Source organism: Streptomyces sp. NPDC014733 (genome assembly GCF_043083385.1).
GTDB lineage: Bacteria > Actinomycetota > Actinomycetes > Streptomycetales > Streptomycetaceae > Streptomyces.
This window is the reverse complement of the sequence record NZ_JBIBYO010000006.1, coordinates 218,182-238,937: the sequence shown is the minus strand read 5'-3', so window position 1 is coordinate 238,937 and position 20,756 is coordinate 218,182. Positions and strand designations below refer to the sequence as shown.

21 protein-coding genes are annotated in these 20,756 nt (G+C 74.0%); 16 read left to right on the top strand and 5 right to left on the bottom strand.

The window, feature by feature from the left end; all coding sequences use genetic code 11:
* Positions 1-234 precede the first annotated feature (234 nt).
* The 3 genes from ACF1BH_RS17000 (at position 235) to ACF1BH_RS16990 (ending at position 3,218) form a co-directional block, all read left to right on the top strand.
* On the top strand, positions 235-1,083 hold the full coding sequence (locus ACF1BH_RS17000) for a glycerophosphodiester phosphodiesterase (protein WP_391643258.1): 849 nt from the start codon (positions 235-237) through the stop codon (positions 1,081-1,083).
* Between the two features lie 53 nt (positions 1,084-1,136).
* Complete coding sequence (locus tag ACF1BH_RS16995; RefSeq protein WP_391643257.1) at positions 1,137-1,985, top strand: ATP-binding protein; 849 nt, start codon at positions 1,137-1,139, stop codon at positions 1,983-1,985.
* 264 nt (positions 1,986-2,249) lie between these two features.
* On the top strand, positions 2,250-3,218 hold the full coding sequence (locus ACF1BH_RS16990) for a DUF5926 family protein (RefSeq protein WP_391643256.1): 969 nt from the start codon (positions 2,250-2,252) through the stop codon (positions 3,216-3,218).
* Positions 3,219-3,802: 584 nt separating this feature from the next.
* On the opposite strand, the gene ACF1BH_RS16985 is transcribed toward ACF1BH_RS16990, so the two are convergent.
* Positions 3,803-4,507 carry a bifunctional DNA primase/polymerase gene (locus ACF1BH_RS16985; RefSeq protein WP_391643255.1) on the bottom strand — a complete coding sequence of 235 codons (705 nt, stop codon included), beginning with the start codon at positions 4,505-4,507 and terminating at the stop codon, positions 3,803-3,805.
* An 872-nt stretch (positions 4,508-5,379) separates the two neighbouring features.
* Here ACF1BH_RS16985 and ACF1BH_RS16980 point away from each other — a divergent pair.
* Together ACF1BH_RS16980 and ACF1BH_RS16975 are read left to right on the top strand one after the other, a co-directional pair.
* Entirely contained in the window at positions 5,380-6,879 is a 1,500-nt protein-coding gene (locus tag ACF1BH_RS16980; protein WP_391643368.1) for a PP2C family protein-serine/threonine phosphatase, read from the top strand.
* A gap of 81 nt (positions 6,880-6,960) precedes the next feature.
* Entirely contained in the window at positions 6,961-8,424 is a 1,464-nt protein-coding gene (locus ACF1BH_RS16975) for an aminopeptidase P family protein (RefSeq protein ID WP_391643254.1), read from the top strand.
* A gap of 69 nt (positions 8,425-8,493) precedes the next feature.
* Here the strand turns inward: ACF1BH_RS16975 and ACF1BH_RS16970 are convergent, their stop codons facing one another.
* Both ACF1BH_RS16970 and ACF1BH_RS16965 read right to left on the bottom strand, forming a co-directional pair.
* Entirely contained in the window at positions 8,494-8,772 is a 279-nt protein-coding gene (locus ACF1BH_RS16970; protein ID WP_391643253.1) for a DUF1876 domain-containing protein, read from the bottom strand.
* A 58-nt stretch (positions 8,773-8,830) separates the two neighbouring features.
* Positions 8,831-9,511 carry a TetR/AcrR family transcriptional regulator gene (locus tag ACF1BH_RS16965; protein ID WP_391643252.1) on the bottom strand — a complete coding sequence of 227 codons (681 nt, stop codon included), beginning with the start codon at positions 9,509-9,511 and terminating at the stop codon, positions 8,831-8,833.
* 457 nt (positions 9,512-9,968) lie between these two features.
* Between ACF1BH_RS16965 and ACF1BH_RS16960 the strand changes: the two genes are divergently transcribed.
* The 4 genes from ACF1BH_RS16960 (at position 9,969) to ACF1BH_RS16945 (ending at position 13,419) form a co-directional block, all read left to right on the top strand.
* Positions 9,969-11,327 carry a glycosyltransferase family 87 protein gene (locus ACF1BH_RS16960; protein ID WP_391643251.1) on the top strand — a complete coding sequence of 453 codons (1,359 nt, stop codon included), beginning with the start codon at positions 9,969-9,971 and terminating at the stop codon, positions 11,325-11,327.
* 328 nt (positions 11,328-11,655) lie between these two features.
* Complete coding sequence (locus ACF1BH_RS16955) at positions 11,656-11,892, top strand: hypothetical protein (RefSeq protein ID WP_391643250.1); 237 nt, start codon at positions 11,656-11,658, stop codon at positions 11,890-11,892.
* Positions 11,893-12,162: 270 nt separating this feature from the next.
* Entirely contained in the window at positions 12,163-12,804 is a 642-nt protein-coding gene (locus tag ACF1BH_RS16950; RefSeq protein WP_391643249.1) for a DUF4232 domain-containing protein, read from the top strand.
* A gap of 171 nt (positions 12,805-12,975) precedes the next feature.
* Positions 12,976-13,419: a hypothetical protein gene (locus tag ACF1BH_RS16945; RefSeq protein WP_391643248.1), complete on the top strand. Its 444-nt coding sequence runs from the start codon at positions 12,976-12,978 to the stop codon at positions 13,417-13,419.
* A 119-nt stretch (positions 13,420-13,538) separates the two neighbouring features.
* Here the strand turns inward: ACF1BH_RS16945 and ACF1BH_RS16940 are convergent, their stop codons facing one another.
* Positions 13,539-14,078: a hypothetical protein gene (locus tag ACF1BH_RS16940; RefSeq protein WP_391643247.1), complete on the bottom strand. Its 540-nt coding sequence runs from the start codon at positions 14,076-14,078 to the stop codon at positions 13,539-13,541.
* Positions 14,079-14,497: 419 nt separating this feature from the next.
* Here ACF1BH_RS16940 and ACF1BH_RS16935 point away from each other — a divergent pair, with 419 nt between their 5' ends.
* Genes ACF1BH_RS16935 through ACF1BH_RS16925 form a run of 3 tightly spaced genes read left to right on the top strand, consistent with a single transcriptional unit; the run spans position 14,498 to position 16,643 of the window.
* The gene (locus ACF1BH_RS16935) at positions 14,498-15,124 is read left to right on the top strand and encodes a TetR/AcrR family transcriptional regulator (RefSeq protein ID WP_391643246.1); all 627 of its coding nucleotides are present in this window, start codon (positions 14,498-14,500) and stop codon (positions 15,122-15,124) included.
* Positions 15,121-15,882, top strand: a complete 762-nt coding sequence (locus ACF1BH_RS16930) for a VC0807 family protein (RefSeq protein WP_391643245.1) — start codon at positions 15,121-15,123, stop codon at positions 15,880-15,882. The genes ACF1BH_RS16935 and ACF1BH_RS16930 overlap by 4 nt, the downstream gene beginning before the upstream one ends.
* Positions 15,879-16,643, top strand: a complete 765-nt coding sequence (locus tag ACF1BH_RS16925) for an SDR family NAD(P)-dependent oxidoreductase (RefSeq protein WP_391643244.1) — start codon at positions 15,879-15,881, stop codon at positions 16,641-16,643. Before ACF1BH_RS16930 ends, ACF1BH_RS16925 begins: the two co-directional genes overlap by 4 nt.
* Before the next feature lie 265 nt (positions 16,644-16,908).
* Here the strand turns inward: ACF1BH_RS16925 and ACF1BH_RS16920 are convergent, their stop codons facing one another.
* Positions 16,909-17,370: an ATP-binding protein gene (locus tag ACF1BH_RS16920; RefSeq protein WP_391643243.1), complete on the bottom strand. Its 462-nt coding sequence runs from the start codon at positions 17,368-17,370 to the stop codon at positions 16,909-16,911.
* Positions 17,371-17,615: 245 nt separating this feature from the next.
* Here ACF1BH_RS16920 and ACF1BH_RS16915 point away from each other — a divergent pair, with 245 nt between their 5' ends.
* From ACF1BH_RS16915 to ACF1BH_RS16900, 4 genes are all read left to right on the top strand, one after another.
* Complete coding sequence (locus tag ACF1BH_RS16915) at positions 17,616-18,482, top strand: hypothetical protein (protein WP_391643242.1); 867 nt, start codon at positions 17,616-17,618, stop codon at positions 18,480-18,482.
* A gap of 154 nt (positions 18,483-18,636) precedes the next feature.
* On the top strand, positions 18,637-19,395 hold the full coding sequence (locus ACF1BH_RS16910) for a YcnI family protein (protein ID WP_391643367.1): 759 nt from the start codon (positions 18,637-18,639) through the stop codon (positions 19,393-19,395).
* Positions 19,396-19,464: 69 nt separating this feature from the next.
* The gene (locus ACF1BH_RS16905) at positions 19,465-20,115 is read left to right on the top strand and encodes an SCO family protein (protein ID WP_391643241.1); all 651 of its coding nucleotides are present in this window, start codon (positions 19,465-19,467) and stop codon (positions 20,113-20,115) included.
* The gene (locus tag ACF1BH_RS16900; RefSeq protein ID WP_391643240.1) at positions 20,112-20,660 is read left to right on the top strand and encodes a copper chaperone PCu(A)C; all 549 of its coding nucleotides are present in this window, start codon (positions 20,112-20,114) and stop codon (positions 20,658-20,660) included. Before ACF1BH_RS16905 ends, ACF1BH_RS16900 begins: the two co-directional genes overlap by 4 nt.
* Positions 20,661-20,756: the final 96 nt, after the last annotated feature.

Here is a 20,756-nt window from a genome sequence, read left to right as displayed (position 1 = left end):
CGCGTCCGCGGGACCACGAACCGGGCTCCAGGATTCCGGATCCCGGCGGTCCGGGCGAGTCCCGGCCGGTCCGGGGCGGCCTCGGCCTCAGCCTTTCCCACCGTGCGTCAGCGCACCGTAAGGCGAGGCTGTGACCGTCCCCATCCTTGGTGCCGGACCTGTACGGCGCATCCCCTGTAGCCGTCCCCGGTCAGCGCGGGGCGGCCCCGGGACGGCGGATGGCACGATAACGCGGTGAACTGTGCACGCCCCGCCCAGGACTCCGGTCCGGGCCGTCCCACCCCGTCCGTCGTCGCCCACCGGGGCGCGTCCGAGGACGCGCCGGAGCACACGCTCGCCGCGTACCGGAAGGCCATCGAGGACGGCGCGGACGCCCTGGAGTGCGATGTCCGGCTCACCGCCGACGGCCACCTGGTGTGCGTGCACGACCGGCGGGTCAACCGCACCTCCAACGGGCGCGGCGCCGTCTCCGCCCTGGAGCTGGCCGATCTCGCCACGCTCGACTTCGGCTCCTGGAAGGCCGCGCCGGACGAGCCGGAGGCGCCGGACCTGCGGTACGCGGACCCGGAGCGGACGGGCGTGCTGACCCTGGAGCGGCTCCTGGAGCTGGTCGCGGACGCCGACCGGCGCGTCGAGCTGGCCGTCGAGACCAAACACCCCACCCGCTGGGCCGGACAGGTGGAGGAGCGTCTGGTGACCCTCCTCGGCCGCTTCGGGCACACCGCCCGGCCGGGGCGCCCGGCGGCGGAGCGGCCCGCGGTGCGGGTGATGAGTTTCTCGGCCCGTTCGCTGCACCGGTTGCGGGCCGCGGCGCCGGAGATCCCGTCGGTGTATCTGATGCAGTTCCTCACGCCGCGCCTCCGCGACGGGCGGCTGCCGCCCGGCGTCGCCATCGCCGGCCCCGGGATCCGGATCCTGCGCGCCCACCCGGAGTACGTCGAACGCGCCCACCGTGCCGGGCACCGCGTCCATGTGTGGACGGTCAACGAGCCCGAGGATGTCGCGCTCTGCCGCGATCTCGGCGTGGACGCGGTCATCACGAACCGCCCGAAACAGGTACGGAACCAGCTCGGCCTCGGGTAGCCGCCCCCTCCGCCCGCGCGCCCGCGCCTGCGCCCTGTGGGACCACATGTCGGATGCGTCACTGCTCGGTATGTGGCCGGTTTCCGGTCCAGTCCATTGGGGAATTCATCCCGTGGCGTGGGGCAAAGGAGGTCTCGGGGGTGGCGTTGATGGTGGCACAGGAGGTGCCGACGTCGTCGATCATGGCCGTACCCCATGGTCCGGCGGGCGTGGGCATGGCCAGGCGACGCATGCGCGGCGAGCTGTCGGCAAGAGGAATTCCGGACACGGTCATCGATGATGCGGCGCTGGTGCTGTCCGAGCTGTTGAGCAATGCCTGCCGGCATGCCCGCCCGCTGGACGCGAAGCATCTGCCCGACACGGTGCGCGACGGCTCCGGGCACCCGGGCGGTGCGTACGGTGCCTGCCGCGGCGGTGCGTACGGGCCGCGCCAGAAGGGCGCCGCGTACGGGCCGGAGGACGACCGCGGGGAGGCGCCGTACGAGGCGGTGCTCGCCTCCTGGCGGGTGGACGACCGGGAGCGGCTGACGGTCGCGGTCACCGACGGCGGCGGGCCGACCCGTCCCCGTCCGGCCACGCCCTCGATCACCGCCCGTGGCGGCCGGGGCCTGGCCATCATCCGTTCGCTCTCCCGCGACTGGGGGGTGCGCGACGTGATCGAGGGCGAGACGACGGTCTGGGCCGAGCTGTCGCTGCGGGACGCCTTCGCCGACCGCGTCGCGAGGACGCCGACGGCCACGGCGTCCGCCACCGTCCCCGCCCCGAGTCCGAGCCCGGAGGCCACGTACGCGGAGCGCGGCGGTCCTGCCGCCCGGGCCGGTCTGCCGGGCCTGCCCGAGCTGTCGGACCTCGCCGACCTGTCCGCCTTCCCGGACCTCGACGACCCGCTGCCACCGCACTGAGACGGCGGGCGGGAGGACGGCGGCCCCGGCGCGCGCCCTGCGCCACGCGCCCCCGAGGTGCCCGCTCCCGCCCCCGGTCGGCCCGCACCCCGCGCACCCCGCGCCACAGCCGTTCCGCACCGCCCGGATCCGGCCAGGCCCTGGGCCCGCGCACCCTGCGCGCGGCGTACCGTGCCCTCGGCCGGAGCGCCCGCGCGCGTACTCCTCTAGGCTCGCGCCGACACGCGTCCCGACGCACCGGATCGACCAGGAGACACCGCCGCCATGGCCAAGAAGCGCCGCCCCCAGCCCCAGGCCGCCGCCCGTTCCGCCCACGACGGGCCGGTGCCGGTCGTCGGCGCCCGGGAGCCCTGCCCGTGCGGTTCCGGCCGCCGTTACAAGGCCTGCCACGGCCGGAGCGCGGCGCAGGCCGTCACCGAGCTGGTGCGGCGCCCCTTCGAGGGGCTGCCCGGCGAGTGCGACTGGGTCGCGCTGCGCGAGCTGGTGCCCGCCGCGACCGTCCCGCTGACGCTCAAGGACGGGCTGCCCGAGGGTGTGCCGTCGGTGACGCTGGCGACGGTGCTGCCGATGGCGTGGCCCGCGCTGCGCCGGGACGACGGCGCGGTCCTGATCGGGCTGCAGAACGACACCTCCTCGGGCGACCTCAGCCGCGACCTCGCGGACACCCTGCGGCGCGCGCTGGTCGCCGAGCCGGGCACCCCGGTGACCGCCGGGCGCCCGGACGCCGACGGCCCGCGCCTCCAGGACCTGCTGGACACCGAGGCGCCCTTCACGCCGGAGGTCCACACCGGGTTCGAGTTCTGGGTGGACAACGCCGACCAGGCGTCCGCCGAGGTCGCCGCGTCCCTGGAGCGGGCGAACGCCGCCGCGCTGCCCACCGCCCGGATCGCCGGTCTGGAGGGCGCGTACTGGTGCGAGGCGCCCGGCAAGAACCACCTGCGCTGGGTCACCGCGCACCCGGAGGAGCAGTTGCTGGACGCGCTGGCCCGGTTGCACGCCGCCGGGGAGTCGTCGCTCGGCGAGGACACCCGGCTGGTCGGCTCGTTCCGCGCGCACGGGCTCGTCGTCCCGGTGTGGGACCTGCCGTCGTCGATGAGCGCCGAGGACGTCACGGCGCCGGCGGTCGCGTTCGGTGAGCGGCTGGCGAAGGCGCTCACCGACGGGACGCCGCTGACCTCGGAGGAGCGCCGGGCGCGCGGCGGCCTCACCAACCGTCAGGTCACGCTCAGCTGACAGTGACGACCCCGGACGCCTCGGACGTGACTCCCGTCACAACCCCCTCTACTTACGGGTAAAGAGGCGTCCGGAATCCCGCGATCGAATTTGCGAACCGCCGATCTCTTGTTACGGTTCTAGGAGCCCGGTCGCTGGTGCATCCCCCGTCGCCAGCGACCGGGCGTTTCCATGTCCGCGGCCGGGTGTTCCGTCCCCGCCGCGCCCGCGCCTCCCGCCCGCCTCTCCGGCCGCCCGGCGCGCCACCCCCGCCGCTCCGCCCGGCCCCCGAAGCCCCGCCCCGTACGGCCTGTACGGCGTTGCCCTGAGCGCTTGCGCCCGCGAATCCCCGCCGGGTGCCGCGGAGTTGCCCCGTACCGCACACGGTGGGCGTAGGGACGGGGCGGCGGAGAGGGGCGGACGTCACGTCTGAGGCTCCGGCGAGGTCACAGGGCGTCAGCCGCCGCCCCCGCCGCGGGATTTCCTGGCGCGTACCGCTGCGCCATCCGGGTGATTTGCGTGGCGGGTCGGCGGACCGGGCCGCCCGGACCGCGGGGGCGCGCGCACCGCACGCGCGCGCCCATCGAGGTCGCGGGTGCCCCGCCTCAGTAGGCGAGGCGGCTGCCGTCCGGGGTGCGGTTGCTCGCGGTGACCAGGGCGTCGACGATCGTGGCCACGTCGGGGAGCCAGGGCGCCGCGGGGGTGGGGGCGGGGGCGCGCTCCCAGCGGACCGCGCCGGCGCCGGTCTGCGAGGGCGGCAGCACCAGATAGCCGCCGTCGCCGTGGAACCGCAGCGAGCTGGGCACCTCGTCCCGCGAGTGCAGCAGCTCGCCCAACTCCGCGAGGTCGTACGGCGCGACGAGCAGCGCGACGCGGGTGGGGGTGGCCACCACCGGGCCGAGGCGGACGCCGAAGTGGTCCAGGGCGGCCAGCGCCCGCGCACCGGCGGTGGCCGGGAGGCTCACCGCACACGGCGCGCGGCCACCGGTGGCGAGGATCACCGGGGCGTCCGGCCGGTTCGTCCACCACCAGCGGACCATCCGGGCGTCGGTGGTCGCCGCGAGCAGTCCGGGCTCGAAGGGGTGCGCGCCCGGTACGACGCACCCGGCGTCGGGACAGCTGCACCGTGGCGCCGCGCGTTCACCGCGTCCGGACCGGGCGCCGGGCGGCCGGGCGCCGGAGCGGAGCCGTACGCCGGGCACCACCGGCCACTGCCATTCGGTGGCGCAGTGGAGCGCCGCGCCGATCAGGGCCGACTTCCCGGTGCGCCGGAACAGGTACTTGCGTCGCCTGCCGAGGATCTCGCGCATGAGCGCTCGTTCCTTTCGTTAACGCCGAGGGTTGCGTCCATCGCACTACATGCCGGTTCATCCCGCTGCGCGGCGCGTGGTGCGTCCCGATCGTCCGGCCCGGGGCCGGTCACGCCACGTGGAGCTTGGTCACCGCGTTGTCGAAGGGGCAACGCATCACGCCGTACGCCGAGCGTGGAACGTGGCGGGAGGTGGCGCGCCGGGGGCGCTTGCGGTGCGGTGGTGCGATCTCGCCACTTGTGGGTGCGTCGCGGTCGTCTTCCGTAATGACGCCCGTGCCTGCCGGTGGGTTCCGGTGCGGCCCCAACTGGCCCCGCATCTCTCCGAGTACGTACCCGCCATCGTGCATATGACGCGCTGCCGATCGCGGCCAGTCGACCTCAAATCGCCTTGGGCAGGGCCCTTTTCAGGCCACGCGAAAGGGGTGAGTGGAGGCGGCAAACCCTCACGGAACAGTGCTGGACATCACATCTCCGGTCCGTGTAGATGTGGAGGCGTGGAGAGCTGAGCGGCACGATATGGGGGTTTGCGATGGTATTCCGGGCAGCGAATCGGCGGCAGGGCCGCGCAACATCGCTCAACAAAAGGCTGCATTTCCCACCCCAATCGGCGCTGAGCTGGGAAAACGACCGGCCCGTCGGACGTCGCCGCTCGTGAGCGCCTCCCATATCCCGAATGTGGCCGGAATCGATCCTTCTTCTTCCGAACACGCGCACACTGCCGCCGCCCCCGCGGCGCCCCCGGCCGCCGGCCACCCCTTCGCCCCCGACACACCACCGGGGCCGGACGCCGCCGAAGCCGACGCCTCCCCGGGGCAGGGCGCCCCCGCCGAGGCCGCGCCGCCCGACCGGACCGCCGTCGTCCAGGACCGGATGGCAGGCTGGATCTCCGGGCTGACGACCCTCCACGACCTCACCGAACGGCTCACCCGCACCCGGACACCGGACGCGGCGCTCCATGAGGTGCTGCGGGCCGGCGCCACGCTCGTCGGCGCGCCCCGGGGACTGCTCGTCCTCGAACCGGCCGACGGCCTCGGCCCCGTCACCACCGCCGGTCTCGGCCTCTGCCACGCCGAACTGGGCCAGCTCGAAACCGTCCCGCGCGCCGCCCTGGCGTACGGCCGCCTGCTCGACGGCCTCCCGGAGCCGACCGCCGTGCCGGACACCGCCCCCGCCGCCCGGCCGCACCCCACGCCCCCGGCGCACGGCACACCTGCGCACGCCCCCGGCGCCGACGCCCGCCCCGGACCGGCCGCCGACACCGAGCCCGCCCTCGGCCACCCCGTGCCCGCGGCCGACACGGAGCTCCCCGCCGCGTCCGGTCGCCCCGGGGTCGCCGAGCCCGACGTCCTCGGGACCCCGGGGCTCGATCCGCGGGTGCGGGAGGTCGCGACGCGGCTCGGGTACGCGGCCAGTTACGCCGTACCGCTGGACGCCGCGCCCGTGGGGCGGCTCGGGGTCGCCGTCTGGCTTTACGACGAACCGGCCGAGCCGGACGATCACCGCCGCCATCTGCTGGACCTGTACCGCACATACGCCGCCGGGCATCTGACCCGGGTGCTGGAGCTGCACCGGCAGCAGCGGGCCGCGGCGGCGGTCGCCGAGGGGCTGTTGCCGCACCGGCTGCCCCGGGTGCCCGGCGTCCGGCTGGCGGTACGGCACGCGACCGGGCCGCGCGGCGGCGGTGACTGGTTCGACGCGCTGCCGCTGCCGGACGGCGCCCTCGGGCTGGCCGTCGGCGCGGTCTCCGGATACGGGCCCGAAGCGGTCGCCGCGATGGGACGGCTGCGGGCGTCGCTGCGCGCCTACGCGGTGATGGAGGGCGAGGACCCGGTCGCCGTCCTCTCCGACCTGGAGCTGCTGCTGCGGCTGACCGAGCCGGACCGCTCCGCCACGGTGCTGTTCGCCTTCACGGAGGCGCCGGGCGGCGCGTCGTCCGGGGCGCCGGGCGGCGCGGTGCCGGCGGGGCCCGGCGGAACGTTCCCCCGCACGCTGACGCTGGCCGGGGCCGGGCACTGCCCGCCGCTGCTCACCGGGGAGCGGCGGACCGAGTTCGTCGAGACCTCGCTCTCCGCGCCGCTGACGATGCTGGCCTGCTGGGAGGCGCCGAGCGTGGAGATCCACCCGGCGCCCGGCGAGACGCTGCTGCTCTACAGCGACGGGCTGCTGCACCGCACCGGCGACTCCCCCGACCGCGCCTTCGCCCGGCTGCACGCGGCCGCCGCCGGGGCGCCCCGGGCCGTCCGCCGGGACCCCGAGGCCCTCATCGATCACGTGCTGGGCCGCCTGCTGCCCCAGGGGCTCGACGACCCGGCCTCCCCGGAGGACGTCGTCCTGCTCGCCGTCCACTTCGAGGAAGGACGAAGTGCCTGAGACGTCACACCTTCCGCCCTCTGGACCGTTTTCCGTCCGCACATACGATGGAGTGCGGTTCAGTCTTTACTAGGAGGCACCGTGACGGACGAGCTCACCCCGGAGACCCCGGACGAGGACGAGCAGCCGATCAAGCAGCGCAAGAACGGCCTGTACCCGGGCGTCTCGGATGAGCTCGCCGCGAGCATGCAGAGCGGCTGGGCCGACACCGAGCTGCGCGACCTGAAGCCGATCGAGCAGGCGCCGAACGCCGCTCGCCGCCGCGCCGCGCTCTCCGCGCGCTTCCCCGGCGAGCGTCTGGTGATCCCGGCGGGCAACCTCAAGACCCGCTCGAACGACACCGAGTACGACTTCCGCGCGTCGACGGAGTACGTCTACCTCACCGGCGACCAGACCGACGACAGCGTCCTGGTCCTGGAGCCCCGTACCGGCGCGGACGGCCACGACGCGACGATCCACCGGCTGCCCCGCTCCAACCGTGAGAACGGCGAGTTCTGGCTCGACGGCATGGGCGAGCTGTGGGTCGGCCGCCGCAACAGCCTCACCGAGTCCGCGGCGCTGCTCGGCGTCGCCTGCAAGGACGTCCGCGAGCTGGCCGCCGCGCTGACCGAGGCGACCGGCCCGGTCCGCGTCGTCCGCGGTCACGACGCCGGCATCGAGGCGGCGCTGCGCGACAAGGTCACCGCCGAGCGGGACGAGGAGCTGCGCGTCTACCTCTCCGAGGCCCGCGTGGTGAAGGACGACTTCGAGATCGGCGAGCTGCAGAAGGCCGTCGACTCGACGGTCCGCGGCTTCGAGGACGTCGTGAAGGTCCTGGACAAGGCCGAGGCGACCTCCGAGCGGTACATCGAGGGCACGTTCTTCCTGCGCGCCCGCGTCGAGGGCAACGACGTCGGCTACGGCTCGATCTGCGCCGCCGGTCCGCACGCCACCACGCTGCACTGGGTCCGTAACAACGGCCCGGTCCGCTCCGGTGACCTGCTGCTCCTCGACGCCGGTGTGGAGACCACCAGCCTCTACACCGCGGACGTCACCCGCACCCTGCCGATCAACGGCCGCTACACCGACCTCCAGCGCAAGATCTACGACGCGGTGTACGAGGCCCAGGAGGCCGGTATCGCCGCGGTGAAGCCGGGCGCGAACTTCCGCGACTTCCACGACGCCTCGCAGCGCGTGCTGGCCGAGAAGCTGGTCGAGTGGGGCCTCGTCGAGGGCCCGGCCGAGCGCGTCCTGGAGCTGGGTCTCCAGCGCCGCTGGACGCTGCACGGCACCGGCCACATGCTCGGCCTGGACGTCCACGACTGCGCCGCGGCCCGCACCGAGGCGTACGTCAACGGCACGCTGGAGCCCGGCATGGTGCTGACCGTCGAGCCCGGTCTGTACTTCCAGGCGGACGATGTGACCGTCCCCGAGGAGTACCGCGGCATCGGTGTCCGGATCGAGGACGACATCCTCGTCACCGCCGACGGCAACCGGAACCTCTCCTCCGCGCTGCCCCGCCGCTCCGAGGACGTCGAGGCGTGGATGGCCGAACTCCGCGGCTGACCCGCACCTGCGCACACCACGGCCGGTGGTCCCGGAAGGGGCCACCGGCCGTCGCGTCGCTGCGCGCGGTCAGACCGTCAGCGGGTGGGACGTCCGTCCCGACGCCTGGTCGATCTCGCCGTGGGCCTTGCTCAGCAGCCGTTCCTCCACTTCGTGGAGGGCTCTGGCGGCCGCGACCTCCTCACCGACGCGCGGCTGGTTGGAGTCGACCGGGTGGCGGCTGGCGTAGCCGTGCCCGCGTACCTCCGTGCCGTCCGGTAGCCGGACCAGCGCCGCGGCGCGGGTGTGGTGGGTGTCCTCCTGGAACTCCATCTCGATGTGCCAGCCGACCACGGTGTTCGCCGTCATGATGCTCACCTCCGAGGAGACGCCTCTCCCTCCAGGGTGCGCCCGTCCGGCCCGGCCGTCAGTCCGTGGGGGCCGGGCCGCGGCGCTCCGTACAGTCCGTGCGCTGCCGTACGACGACCGGTGCCGCGCCGCCCGCCCGGTACGCGCCGGCCAGGGTCGCCGCCCAGACCGCGGTGGCGGTGGACTCGGCGAGGTCCGCGTCGACCGGGCCGCGGGCGATGAGGATGCGGTAGTAGAAGGGCGCGCCGACGGCGGACATCACCGCTTCCGGGTCGGTGTCGGGCGGTACCTCGCCGCGCTCGATGCCGCGCCGCACCAGCCCGCCGGCCAGCCGCAGCCGGTCGTGGAAGAAGTCGGCGAGCACGGCCTCGGCGCGGGAGTTGCGTCCGGCGGAGGAGACGACCGCTTCGACCAGGCGGCGCATCGGTGCCGCGGTGTAGAAGGTGCCGATGCGACGGGCGAGCAACCGCAGGTCCTCGGGGAGGCTGCCGGTGTCCGGGAGCGGGATGGCGGTGGACGCCTCCATGAGCAGTTCGCAGACGAGCCCCTCCACGGAGCGCCAGCGCCGGTAGATCGTCGCGAGGTGGATGCCGGAGCGCTGGGCGATGCGCTCCATGCTCAGCGCGGCGAATCCGCCCTCGCTCAACTCGTCCTGCACGGCGGCGAGTACGGCCGCGCGGGTGCGGGCGGTGCGTCCTCCGGGGCGGATCTCTCCCGGCGGTTGGTGCGCGGGGGTCACAGGGGCTCCGTATTGCGGTGTGGGGTCATGCCACGTATCGTCCGTGAAACACTAACGCGAGCGAATTCGCGTTAGGGTACCGGTGTCGTTCTTACAGGGACGGGGACACGGCGGGGGATGCCCTCTCGCCCTGTGAGACGACGCCCCCTTCCCTTGCCCGGTCTTTCCCGGGCACTCCGGACACGCGTCACGGCATGACGACTCTCACATGGCGTCCGGCCGCCGCCGCATGATGCAATCGGGCGGGCGACTGCGGCACAGGGCTGGAAACTTCAGCACTTTGTCCGGTTCATACCTGCACACCGTGCGTATACCTCTTGCGTATACATGACGTTTATAGTTGCGGTATGACCCTCCCTCTCCCCCCACTCGGCATGGGCATGACCTCTGTCCGCCGAGCTGCCCGGCCCGCCCTGTTCTCCCCCGGTAACCGGGCCCGCCGAGAGGCAGGCCGCTGATGGCCACGGACACCACGCACCCCGACGCCGCGGCCGCCCCCACCCGCCGCGGGGGCCGGCGCTGGGACTGGCCGGTCCTCGCGGGCTGCGCCATCGCGGGCCTCAGCGTCGGACTCGCCTCCCCGCCGAACACCTCGCAGCAGGCATGGGGCCTGTGCAGCGCCGTCGGCTACGCCGTCGCCGCGATCCTCGCCGCCTGCTCGGTCCGCCGCTGGGGGCGACTGCCCGCGATCATCTCCGTCGTCGGCGCCGGTCTGGTGCCGCTGATCTATCTGACGGTGATCGACAAGGAGCAGATGGAGGTCGGCGTCATCCAGCGCGGCGCCGCGCTGCTGCTGAAGTCCGGCACGCCGTACAACGCGGATCCGCACACCGTCCCGCAGTTCAACCCGTACCTGCCCGGTATGTCGCTGTTCGGCATACCCGACGCGCTGTTCGGCGACAATCCGCTGACCAGCGCGCGCCTCTGGTCCCTCCTCGCTTTCCTGGCGGTCGTCCTGTGGGCGGTCCGCGTCCTGACGAAGGACCGCGGCCCGGCCCCGCTCGCCACGCCCGGCGGCGTCACCCCGAGCACCGGCGCCCTGTGGCTCATCGCCTGCCCCGTCCTCATCCTGCCGCTGACCATCGGCGGCGTGGATCCGCCGGTCATCGGCGTGATCGTGCTCGCCCTCGCCTTCCTCCAGCGCGACCGGCCGGGCGCCGCGGGCCTCGCGCTCGGCGTCGCCTCCGCCCTCAAGTGGACGGCGTGGCCGGCGATCCCGGTGGCGCTCGCCCTGCTCTGGGTCACGAAGGGGAAGGGCGCCGCCGCCAGGTGCGCGGCCGGTTCGGTCGGCCTCGCGGCGCTGGCCGCGCTCCCCGCCGCGCTGATCGACTCCGACGCCTTCCTCCAGAACGCGATCCTCTACCCGCTCGGCATGGGCGAGGCGAACTCGTCCGCGCAGAGCCCGCTCCTCGGCCATCTGATCGTCCTGCTGCTGCCGGAGATCGGTAAGACGGTGACGGTCGCCCTGATCGGCGTCAGCGCGGTCGGCGTCGCCGTCTCGCTGCTGGTCCGCCCGCCGCGCACGGTCATCGCCGCCGCCGACCGCCTCGCCATCGGCCTTCTCCTGGCGATCGTCCTCTCCCCCGCGACCCGCCTCGGCTACGCGATCTACCCGGTCGTCCTGATCTTCTGGCCCCGCTTCGCGGCGGCGCTGTCCCCGGTGGACACGCTCCCGCCGATCCCGCGGCAGACGTCGGACGAGCCCACGGTGACGGGCGACGGTGCGGATGCGCCCGGTGCCGGTACCGATGCGGCCGACGCCGGTACGGAGCCGAAGTCCGGTACGAGCGCGGAGGCCGCCGCCCAGAACGGCTGACGCCTTGCGTACGAAGGGCCGGGCCCGGGGAACTCCCCCGGGCCCGGCCCTCTTCCGTGTCTCCGGCCGGCTGCCGCTCAGACCGTGAGTGTCCCGCCTCCGGCCGTGGCCGCGCACGGCGAGCGCGACATGCCCCGCGCGGCTCGCACGGCCGGCGGGCTCGTCCGCGAGGGGAGGTGCCTCCCCCCGAGGGAGGTGGCCCGTTCAACGCGCCACCACATGCGGCCGGTTCCCCGGACTGGCCTTCGACCGCCTGCACCACTTCCACGCCGCGGCCGACCGCGTCACCCTGTGAGGGACCTCGCAGAACGCACCGGAAGGGTGGACCATGACCGATCATTTCCCCCTCGACACGCCCCCGGACGACACGCCGCGCGACGCCGAGGAGCAACTCACCCTGCTCCGTGACGCCTTGCGGGCCAACGCCATCACCCTCCCGTCGCTCGGCCTCGACCTCCCGAACTTCGCCGCGCGCTACGCCCAGCCACTGATCGCCCTCGGCAACTGCAACCTCGCCACCGCCGAGGCCCTGACCGCCGCCCTCCTCAAGGCGGCCGCGCAATGAGGGAGTTGCGGTAGTTCCGCAGGTCCGGCACCGGCCCGCGGCCCGTCGCCCGTTGGCGCCACGGCTTGCTGCCGGGGCGTCAGCGCCCGCCGCACCGCTGCCGATCCGGCGCCGGTATGCGGCGGAAAGGGCGTCGCGCCCTGGTAGGTCCGGGTGACGCCTCGCACCTCCGCGGTACCTTTCACCAGTACGTATACCGGGGACATGACAGGCTCGACGCCGAACGGCGCTCCCCCGCCGTTCCTCTGCCGAGCCCCACGAGGACCACGTATGCCCTTCCGCCTCCGCCGCTCCTTCGTCCTGGCCGCCGTCGTCGGTGCGACCGTGTGCGCCACCACCGCCTGCGACGCCGACGGGGACGCCCCCGACACCGCCGCGGTGCGCAGTGTCGCCGGATCACCTGCCGATTCGGCCGCCGCCGGGACGCCGTCCCCGTCCGACGGCGGTCAGGCGCCGGCGTCGTCCGGCGCGGGGCAGGGCGGCGAGTCCGGCAAGGAGGTGGGCGACGCCTGCACCACCGACAAGGTGCAGGTGGAGTTCGCGGACGCCGGAGGCACCCACCCGGCCGTCCTCATCAAGGCCACCAACATCTCCGACACCGCCTGCACCGCCTACGGCCTGCCGGTCATCGGTCACCCGGCCGCCAGGACGCCCGTCACCACCGCCCCGGGCACCGACGCCCACGCCACGGTCGCCCTGGACCCGGGCGAGACCGCGTACGCCGCCCTGCTCCTCCCCGAGAAGGGCGCACATCCGGACACCACGACCTCGTTCACCCTCGGCCTGCGCGACAAGGACGGCGACCCGCTCGACGGCACCGCCGCCCTGAAGGCGCCCGGCGAGGGCCTGACCGTCAACGACGCCTCCCGGGTCACCGCCTGGCAGGCGGACCAGGAGGACGCGCTCGGCTGACGCCCGTCCCTCCCCGTACGGTGCGGTCAGGGCCGTACGGGGAGGTCACCGCCGTACGCACGTCCCGGGCGCCGAAACCCGGATCGGGCAGGTTCCCCCGAATGGCGGCACCCGGGTGGTGGCCGGATGCCGTACCCCGGACGGTGGGCGTATCCGACCAGAGGAGCGGTCATGGCACATACGGCGACTCCGCACAAGCACCCGCAGCACGGCGACGAACCGGCTTCCTCCACCCGCGCATGGGCGGTCGGCGGCACGGTGTTCGCGGGGATCGTCCTGATCGTCGGCGGTGTCCTGGACATCCTCAAGGGCATCACCGCGCTCTCCTCCGACGCCATCTACACGGCCGTCAACCAGTACGTGTACCGGTTCGACCTCACGGCCTGGGGCTGGGTGCTGGTGGCGCTCGGCATCGTCGCGGTGATCACCGGGCTCGGCCTGCTGACGGACGCGATGTGGGCGCGGATCCTGGGCGTGATGATGGCGTCGCTCAGCCTCATCGCCAACTTCATGTGGCTCCCCTACCAGCCCCTCTGGGCCATCATCTCCATCGCCCTCGCCGCCTGGGTCATCTGGGCCCTCTGCGCCCACCGCCCGCAGCATCCGACGCTCTGAGGCAGAGCCTCCGGTCCCCCGAGGATGGGGGGTTCGTACGGTGCCCGCCACGCGCTTCGTGGCGGGCACCGGTGCGTACGCGGCGGGGCACCGCCACCGCCACCACCGGGGCGACGCTCCTAGTGGACGGTGCCGAGCAACGCGTAGTACAGCACCGGGAGCAGGACCGAGAAGGTCGTGGCAGCGGTCAGGAAGACGATGCGGGCCGTCGCGTACCGCTTGTACGGGGGCAGTGACGCGCCGGCGATCACCAGGACGACCGGGAGGAGCAACGCGCCGCAGTAGCCCCAGAAGTAGAGGGCGAAGCGGTGGAGTTGGGCCTTGTCGCAGGAGTCGCACCACATCGGCGAGAGGAAGGCGAAGACCACGCCGAGCCACACCATCGACGTGGTGACGATGCTCCCCACCGCCGTCCAGAGGACGGCCCAGGGGTCGCGCGGCTCCGGCAGCCGGCTCGGCAACGCGGCGAGCGACCCGGTCCCGTCGTCCGCGGGCGGACCGGCGCCGGGCGCCGTACCGGTCGGCCCGGCGTCCGGCCGCGCCCGCTCCGCCCGGCCCTCCGCACTCGCCGCGCCTTCCTGTACGAAGCCGGGCGGGAGCAGCACGGGGCGGGGCCGCGGAGGCGTGCGCGCGGGGCCGGCGGACGGAAGAGCGGTCATACGGGCATCCAACTGCGGTGCGGTCGAGGCCACATGAGTCGCGGTACTCAGATGGCGGGGCCGCGGTGGCGCGGTGGCTTCGGGGACTTCGGGGACTTCGGTGGCTTCGGTGGCTTCGGTGGCTTCGACCGCGGAATCGGTGGCTTCGACGGCGGAATCGGTGCGGCACCACGCGACCGAATTGATTCAGCCAGGGCAGTGTTTATCTGGTTGAATAAATACGTGGCGGGACAACCACCCTCGCCGGCACCGCCGTTCGTCCGGTGGGTGCGTGGGCGTGGACGACGGATCTGAACCCTGGGGGACCCATGGCGCGAGCCGGGCGGAGTGAACAGGCAGGACAGGCGGTACTGGCAGGACAGGCGGGGCGGAGCGAACGTGTCGGCAGGGCCGGGCCCGAGCCGGGGGCGGCCCCAGGGGTGGAGCCGGAGGCGGCTGCCGGGGCGTCCCCGCGGACGTTCACCAACGCCGCCCGGCGGGCCCAGATCGTCGCGGCGGCGATCGACACCATCGCCGAACTCGGTTACGCCAAGGCGTCGTTCGCGCGGATCACCCGGCGGGCCGGGCTGAGCAGCCCCCGGATGATCTCGTACCACTTCGCCGACAAGGACGATCTGATGCACCAGATCGTGCGGGAGGTCTTCACCGCGGGGGCGGAGTTCATCGGAAGGCGGATGGCCGCCGAGAAGACGGTGGCGGGCAGGTTGCGCGCCTATCTGGAGGCCAATCTGCAGTTTCTGCGGGACCATCCGCGGGAGATGCTGGCGCTCACCGAGATCGGCCCGCACGCCCGGGACGCGGGCGGCGCCGCGTACACCTCGCGCAGCGCGCAGGAGCCGAGTCTGCGGGGGCTGGAGGAGTTGCTTGCCGCAGGTCAACACAGCGGCGAGTTCCGTGAGTTCGATGTCGCGTCGATGGCGGTGATGATCCGCGGCGCCGTGGACGCCGCCGCGGTACGCCTGCGCGGCGAACCGGCCCTCGACATCGACACGTACGGCCGGGAACTGGTCACCGCCTTCGCCCGCGCGACGGAGGCGGAACGGTGACCGGCGGCGCGCACGACACCGACGGCACGTACGGCACGCCCAGCTCCGACGGCACGTCCGGCACGCCCAGCTCCGCCGGCGCGTCCGGCACCGCCACGCCCCGCACCGGCAGCGCGCTCAGCCGCACCCTCCTCGTCCACGCCGGGCTGCCGCTGGCCCTCTTCTACGGGCTGCGGTGGATGGGGGCGAGCCCGTTCGCCGCGCTGCTGGCCGGGGCCGTGATTCCGCTGGCGGGGGCGGTGCGCGGGGTCGTCGCCGAGCGCCGGATCGGGGGGCTGCAACTCTTCCTGCTCGGCACGATGGGGCTGACCGTCGCGATGTCGTCCGTGACCGGCTCGCCCCGGCTGCTGCTGATCCGCAACGGCTGGGGGATGGCCGCGCTCGGCGGGTGGATGCTGGCCACGCTGCTGTTCCGCCGGCCGTTCCTGTACGAGGCGCTGCGGCTCGTCGTGGACGGGGAACGGCAGCGGACGCTGGCGGAGAGCTGGGAGCGGTATCCCGCGTTCCGCCGGATGCTGTGGCTGTGCAGCGCCCTCTGGGGCGTCGCCTGTCTGGTCGACAGCGCGGTGCGTGTCGCGTTGGCGATGACGCTGCCGCTCGATGCGGTGCCGGCCCTCGACGATGTGCTGCTGGCCGTCACGCTGGTGACGCTCTTCGCCGTCCAGCGGCTCGTCGGCCGCGCCTACCTGCGTCGCCACGGGCTGCGCCGGGACGGGGTGGCGGTCCTGCCGCTCGCCGCACCGGGGCGGACCGGGTGACGCCCGCGGCGGACGGCACGGGCGGACCGGCAGCCGCCTCGGCCCGCGCCGTCCTGGTCACCGGCGGCGCGTCCGGTATCGGTGCGGCGACCGCGCGGCGGCTGGCGCGGGGCGGGTGGCGGGTGACGGTCGTCGACCGGGACGGCGCGGGCGCGGTGGCCGTCGCCGGGGAGTGCGGCGGGCTCGGCGTCGCCGCCGATGTGGGGGTGCCCGAGGAGAACGCGCGGGCGGTGGCCCGTGCTGTCGAGGAGTTCGGGCGGCTCGACGCGGTCGTCCTCGGCGCCGCCGTCCCGGGCCGCTGCGCCCTGGAGGACTTCACCCCGCGGGCCTACCGGGACACCCTCCGCACCGATCTGGACGGTGTCGTCTACGGGCTGCACGCCGCGCTGCCGCCGCTGCGGCGCCGGGGCGGCGGCGTCGTCGTCCTCGGCAGCCTGGCGGGGCTGACCGGCTCCCCCGATGTCTTCTACGCCACCGCCAAACATGCCCTCGTCGGGTTGGTCCGCTCCGCCGCTCCGCTGCTGACCGCGGACCGGATCCGGCTCGACGCCGTCTGCCCGGGGCTGGTGGACACCCCGGCCGTCGCCCCGTTCCGCGCCGCGCTGCTCGCGCGCGGGCTGCTGCTCGCCACACCGGACGAGGTCGCCGCCGCCGTCGAGACCGTCCTCGCCGACCCGGGCACCGGCCGCATCTGGACCGTCCAGGCAGGCCACCCCGCAACCCCCGCCGACCTCCCCGTCATCCCGCCGGCGACCCGCTGACCTGCCACCGACCTGCCACTCTCCGGAGCAACCGGGGCCGCGCACACCCTGCGGACCGGGAGACGAGGACTGACGCCCCCAACAAGCCACATGCGGAGGCCAGGAGTTGTCTACGCGCCCGGGCGGCCTGCTCCGGATGGATCAGCGCAGGGGTCCAGGGCTGCCCCGGCGGATACCAGGCTGGGTGGAAAAGTTCCGCCCATAGCCCTGTGCCCCCTTCAGATGTATTCGCCCCGAAGCCCGCGGTGTGTGCCGGAGCCTCCGCTCACGACGCCATCGGCAGCGCCGCTCCCTCGCGCCATTTGAGGATCTTGTCGAAGCTCACCACGGCGCCTCTTCGGCCGGTGCCGGTGGCGTAGCGGACGTGGTCGGTGAGGGCCTCGATGAGGAAGAGGCCACGGCCGTCCTCGGCGTCGGCGGGGGCGGGGGGCGGGGTGAGCAGGGTGGGGTCGGTGGAGCGGGGAGCGCGGACGAAGCCGGGGCCGGAGTCGCTGACCTCGATGTGGCAGGTGTCGCCGTCGATGTAGGCGGTGACGCGGTAGTCCGAGCCGTCCTCGCCACCGCCGTGTTCGACGGCGTTCGCGCACGCCTCGGAGAGCGCGACCGACAGGTCATAGCAGATGTCCGGATCGACCCCGGCGGTCTCCATCGCCCCCAGAAGCAGGCGCCGGGCAAGCGGCACACTGGCCGGTTCCCGGCGCAGATGGAGTGACCACCACATGCTCATCGCTCCAGCCTCCTGGCCGCGGCTCGACATACCGTTACGTATTGCCGCCGTAGGAGCGACGTAAGCATGCGCGGGGCGGCACACCGCTCGTTCGGCGGATGCGGAGTACCGAGCGCGCCGTGTAAGTGCGCTCCGGGGTGTGCGCCCCCGCGCGCCCCGGCGTCCCCCGGTGGGCCCCCTCGGGCGCCCCTGCGCGTCGACCTGCCGTAGGCGGCCGGCGAGGCGGGTGGGATGATGGCGCCGCCATGACTGCCCCCGCCCGCCACGCGCGCGCCGCCGCCGATCTGCGGCTGCTGAGGGCCGCGGTGTTCACCGCGGTCTGCGTCGTGCTGGCCGCGACCGGGCACATGGCCGGATCCCTCGCCTCCGTTCCGCTGTGGACGCTGGCCGCCGGCTGCGGCGTCGTCCTCGTCGTCGCCGCACCGTTGGCCGGACGGGAACGATCTCTACCCGGAATCGCCGCGGCACTCACCGTCGGACAGCTCGCACTCCACGCGCTGTTCTCCGCCGGCCAGCTCTGCGCGGCGCCGGTGACGACGGCCGGCGGGCGGCTCGACGACGCCACCGTGATCGCCCTCGCCCGCCGTCTGACCTGCGGTCTCGACGGCGTACGGCTCGGTGGCGACGCGGCGCACCGCATCGTCGCGCAGAACGGTTTCGACCCGTCCGACCCGCACACCGCCGAGGTTCTCGGCACCGGCGGCGCGGACGGTATGGCCGGGATGGGGCACTTCGCGGGCGCGCCGATGGCGCACTCCGTGCTGCCGTCGCTGCCGATGCTGCTCGGTCACCTCCTCGCCGCGCTGGCCGCCGGTTGGCTGCTGCGCCGCGGCGAGGCGGCGCTGTGGCGGCTGATCCGGCTGTCCGCGCCGGTGGCGCACGAGGCCGCGGCGCAGGCGCTGGCCGGGGCGCTGCGCTCGGCGCTGGCGCTGGTCCGCGCCCTCCTCGCCGGGCTGCCCGGCCACCGCACCGGACCCGCGGCACCGCTCGCCCACGCGGCGGGCCCGTCCGGGCCGGAGGATCCCGCACTGCTGCACAGCGTCGTCCGGCGGGGCCCGCCCGCCGTGGCCCCGGGGCACGTCCGCACCGCCGGACTCGCCCTCGCGGCCTGACGCGCGCGCAGCACCCGCCCGACCGGGCCGGACTCCCGCGCCGTCACCGCCTGCGCCACATCTTCCCCTTTGACGCTTCTGCCACTTGCGGCGTCGGCACCGTTCGCCGACGCCCGTGACGCCGATGTGGAGACATTTCGCCATGGCTTCTGAGATGACCCCTGGGACGACGACCCCGGACACCACCCCTGACGCGCCGCACCGCGGGCGCCGGATCGCACGGCGCCTGCCGGTGATCGGCGGAGTCGCGGCGGCGGGTGTGCTGGTGCTGGCCGGACCCGCCTTCGCACACGTCAGCGTGGTGCCCGGCACCGCCGAGCAGGGCAGCTACGCCACCGTGAACATCAAGGTCCCCAACGAGCGCGACCACGCCTCGACGGTCAAGGTCGAGGTGAACCTGCCGACCGACCACCCGCTGGCGTCCGTCATGCCGCAGCCGGTGCCGGGCTGGAAGGTCGAGGTCACCGAGGCGAAGCTGGACAAGCCGCTGGAGACGCACGGCGAGAAGATCGACAAGGCGCCGTCGAAGATCACGTGGACGGCGGACGGCAAGGGCATCGCCCCCGGCCAGTTCCAGCAGTTCCCGCTCTCCGTCGGCCAGCTGCCCGACCACGCCGACCAGATCGTCTTCAAGGCGCTCCAGACGTACGACAACAAGGAGGTCGTGCGCTGGATCGAACCGGCGAAGAAGGGCGCGCCGGAGCCGGAGAACCCGGCGCCGGTCCTCGCCCTCACCCCGCCCGCGGGCGGCGCCGACGGCGCGGGTGACGCCAAGCCCGCGGCCACCACCACCGCCGCCGCGGACGCCTCCGGCAGCGACAGCACGGCACGGGTGCTCGGCGTCGTCGGCATCGTCGTCGGCATCATCGGAGTCGGCTTCGGCGTGTTCGCCGGACGCCGCCGCACCGCCTGACCGCCTCCGGGCGGGCGTCCCCGCGACGCCGGCCCGGTCCCCCGTTCACCGACCCCCGGACATATCGCCATGCGTGGAAAGACCCTGATCGCGGCCGTCCTCACGGCCGCCGCCGCCCTCACCCTGACCGCCTGCGGGCCCGACGACGACGGCGGCGACAAGCCCGCCGCGTCGGTCTCCGGCGCCACCGCCAAGCCGATCGTCACGCTCGACAACCCGATCGAGAAGCCGGACCTCACCCTCACCGACTCCGACGGCAAGCCGTACGACCTGCTGGCGAAGACCAAGGGCCACCCGACCCTCATCTACTTCGGCTACACCAACTGCCCGGACGTCTGCCCGCTGACGATGGCCAACATCGCCGTCGCGGTGAAGCAGCTGCCCAAGGCCGAACAGGACGACCTCCGCGTGCTGTTCATCACCTCCGACCCGGAGCGCGACACCCCCCAGGCCCTCAAGAAGTGGCTCGGCGGCATCAACAAGGACTTCACCGGCCTCACCGGGAAGTTCGCCGACATCCAGCGCGGCGCCCGCGACGTCAACATCGGCATCGACAAGCCCGTGGTGAAGAAGAACGGCGACGTCGTCTCCACCCACGGCGCGCAGGTCCTGATGGCCTCCCCCAAGGACGACCGCATCCACTGGATGGGCATGCAGGAAGCCACCGCCGACAACTACACCTCCGCACTCCCGAAGCTCATCAAGGGGCAGAACCCGTGAACCGCCGCACCCTCACCGCCACCGCCCTCGCCGCCGTCTGCGCCCTCGGCCTCGCCGGATGCGGCGGCTCCGGTACGTCGGCGAAGTCCGACAAGCCCGCCGCCACGACGAGAGCCCCGCAGCTGAAGGTCTCCGGGGCGTACATGCCGCAGCCGGTCACCGACAAGATGGCCGGGGCTTTCCTCACCGTCGAGAACACCGGTGGCGCCGACAAGCTCACCTCCGTCACCAGCGATCTCTCCGACGACGTCTCCCTGCACACCACCAAGGGCAACGCCATGGAACACGTCAGCTCGCTGCCCGTTCCGGCGGACGGTGCGCTGAAGCTGGCCAGCGGCGGCGACCACATCATGTTCATGGGCCTCAAGCACAAGCCTGCCGAGGGCCAGAAGGTCACCCTTGAGCTGCACTTCGCCAAGGCCGACGCGATCACCGTCCAGGTGCCGGTGAAGTCCGCGACGTACCGGCCCGCCACCGGCGGCGGACACGGCGCGGGCTCCGGGGACATGGACCACATGGATCACTCCGGGCACGCCCGCAAGTAGGCCGCCCCGGGGGCACGCTGCCGGCCGCCGCCTTCGGGCGCGCCGGCCCGGCAGCCGCCCCGGGGAGCGCCACCCACCGCGCGCACCCCAGGGCCC

Coding starts and splice junctions, on each gene's coding strand:
- ACF1BH_RS16995 (WP_391643257.1), top strand. CDS start 1,137: ATGCGTCACTGCTCGGTATGTGGCCGGTTTCCGGTCCAGTCCATTGGG.
- ACF1BH_RS16990 (WP_391643256.1), top strand. CDS start 2,250: ATGGCCAAGAAGCGCCGCCCCCAGCCCCAGGCCGCCGCCCGTTCCGCC.
- ACF1BH_RS16985 (WP_391643255.1), bottom strand. CDS start 4,507: ATGCGCGAGATCCTCGGCAGGCGACGCAAGTACCTGTTCCGGCGCACC.
- ACF1BH_RS16980 (WP_391643368.1), top strand. CDS start 5,380: ATGGCAGGCTGGATCTCCGGGCTGACGACCCTCCACGACCTCACCGAA.
- ACF1BH_RS16970 (WP_391643253.1), bottom strand. CDS start 8,772: ATGACGGCGAACACCGTGGTCGGCTGGCACATCGAGATGGAGTTCCAG.
- ACF1BH_RS16960 (WP_391643251.1), top strand. CDS start 9,969: ATGGCCACGGACACCACGCACCCCGACGCCGCGGCCGCCCCCACCCGC.
- ACF1BH_RS16955 (WP_391643250.1), top strand. CDS start 11,656: ATGACCGATCATTTCCCCCTCGACACGCCCCCGGACGACACGCCGCGC.
- ACF1BH_RS16950 (WP_391643249.1), top strand. CDS start 12,163: ATGCCCTTCCGCCTCCGCCGCTCCTTCGTCCTGGCCGCCGTCGTCGGT.
- ACF1BH_RS16945 (WP_391643248.1), top strand. CDS start 12,976: ATGGCACATACGGCGACTCCGCACAAGCACCCGCAGCACGGCGACGAA.
- ACF1BH_RS16940 (WP_391643247.1), bottom strand. CDS start 14,078: ATGACCGCTCTTCCGTCCGCCGGCCCCGCGCGCACGCCTCCGCGGCCC.
- ACF1BH_RS16920 (WP_391643243.1), bottom strand. CDS start 17,370: ATGAGCATGTGGTGGTCACTCCATCTGCGCCGGGAACCGGCCAGTGTG.
- ACF1BH_RS16915 (WP_391643242.1), top strand. CDS start 17,616: ATGACTGCCCCCGCCCGCCACGCGCGCGCCGCCGCCGATCTGCGGCTG.
- ACF1BH_RS16910 (WP_391643367.1), top strand. CDS start 18,637: ATGACCCCTGGGACGACGACCCCGGACACCACCCCTGACGCGCCGCAC.
- ACF1BH_RS16905 (WP_391643241.1), top strand. CDS start 19,465: ATGCGTGGAAAGACCCTGATCGCGGCCGTCCTCACGGCCGCCGCCGCC.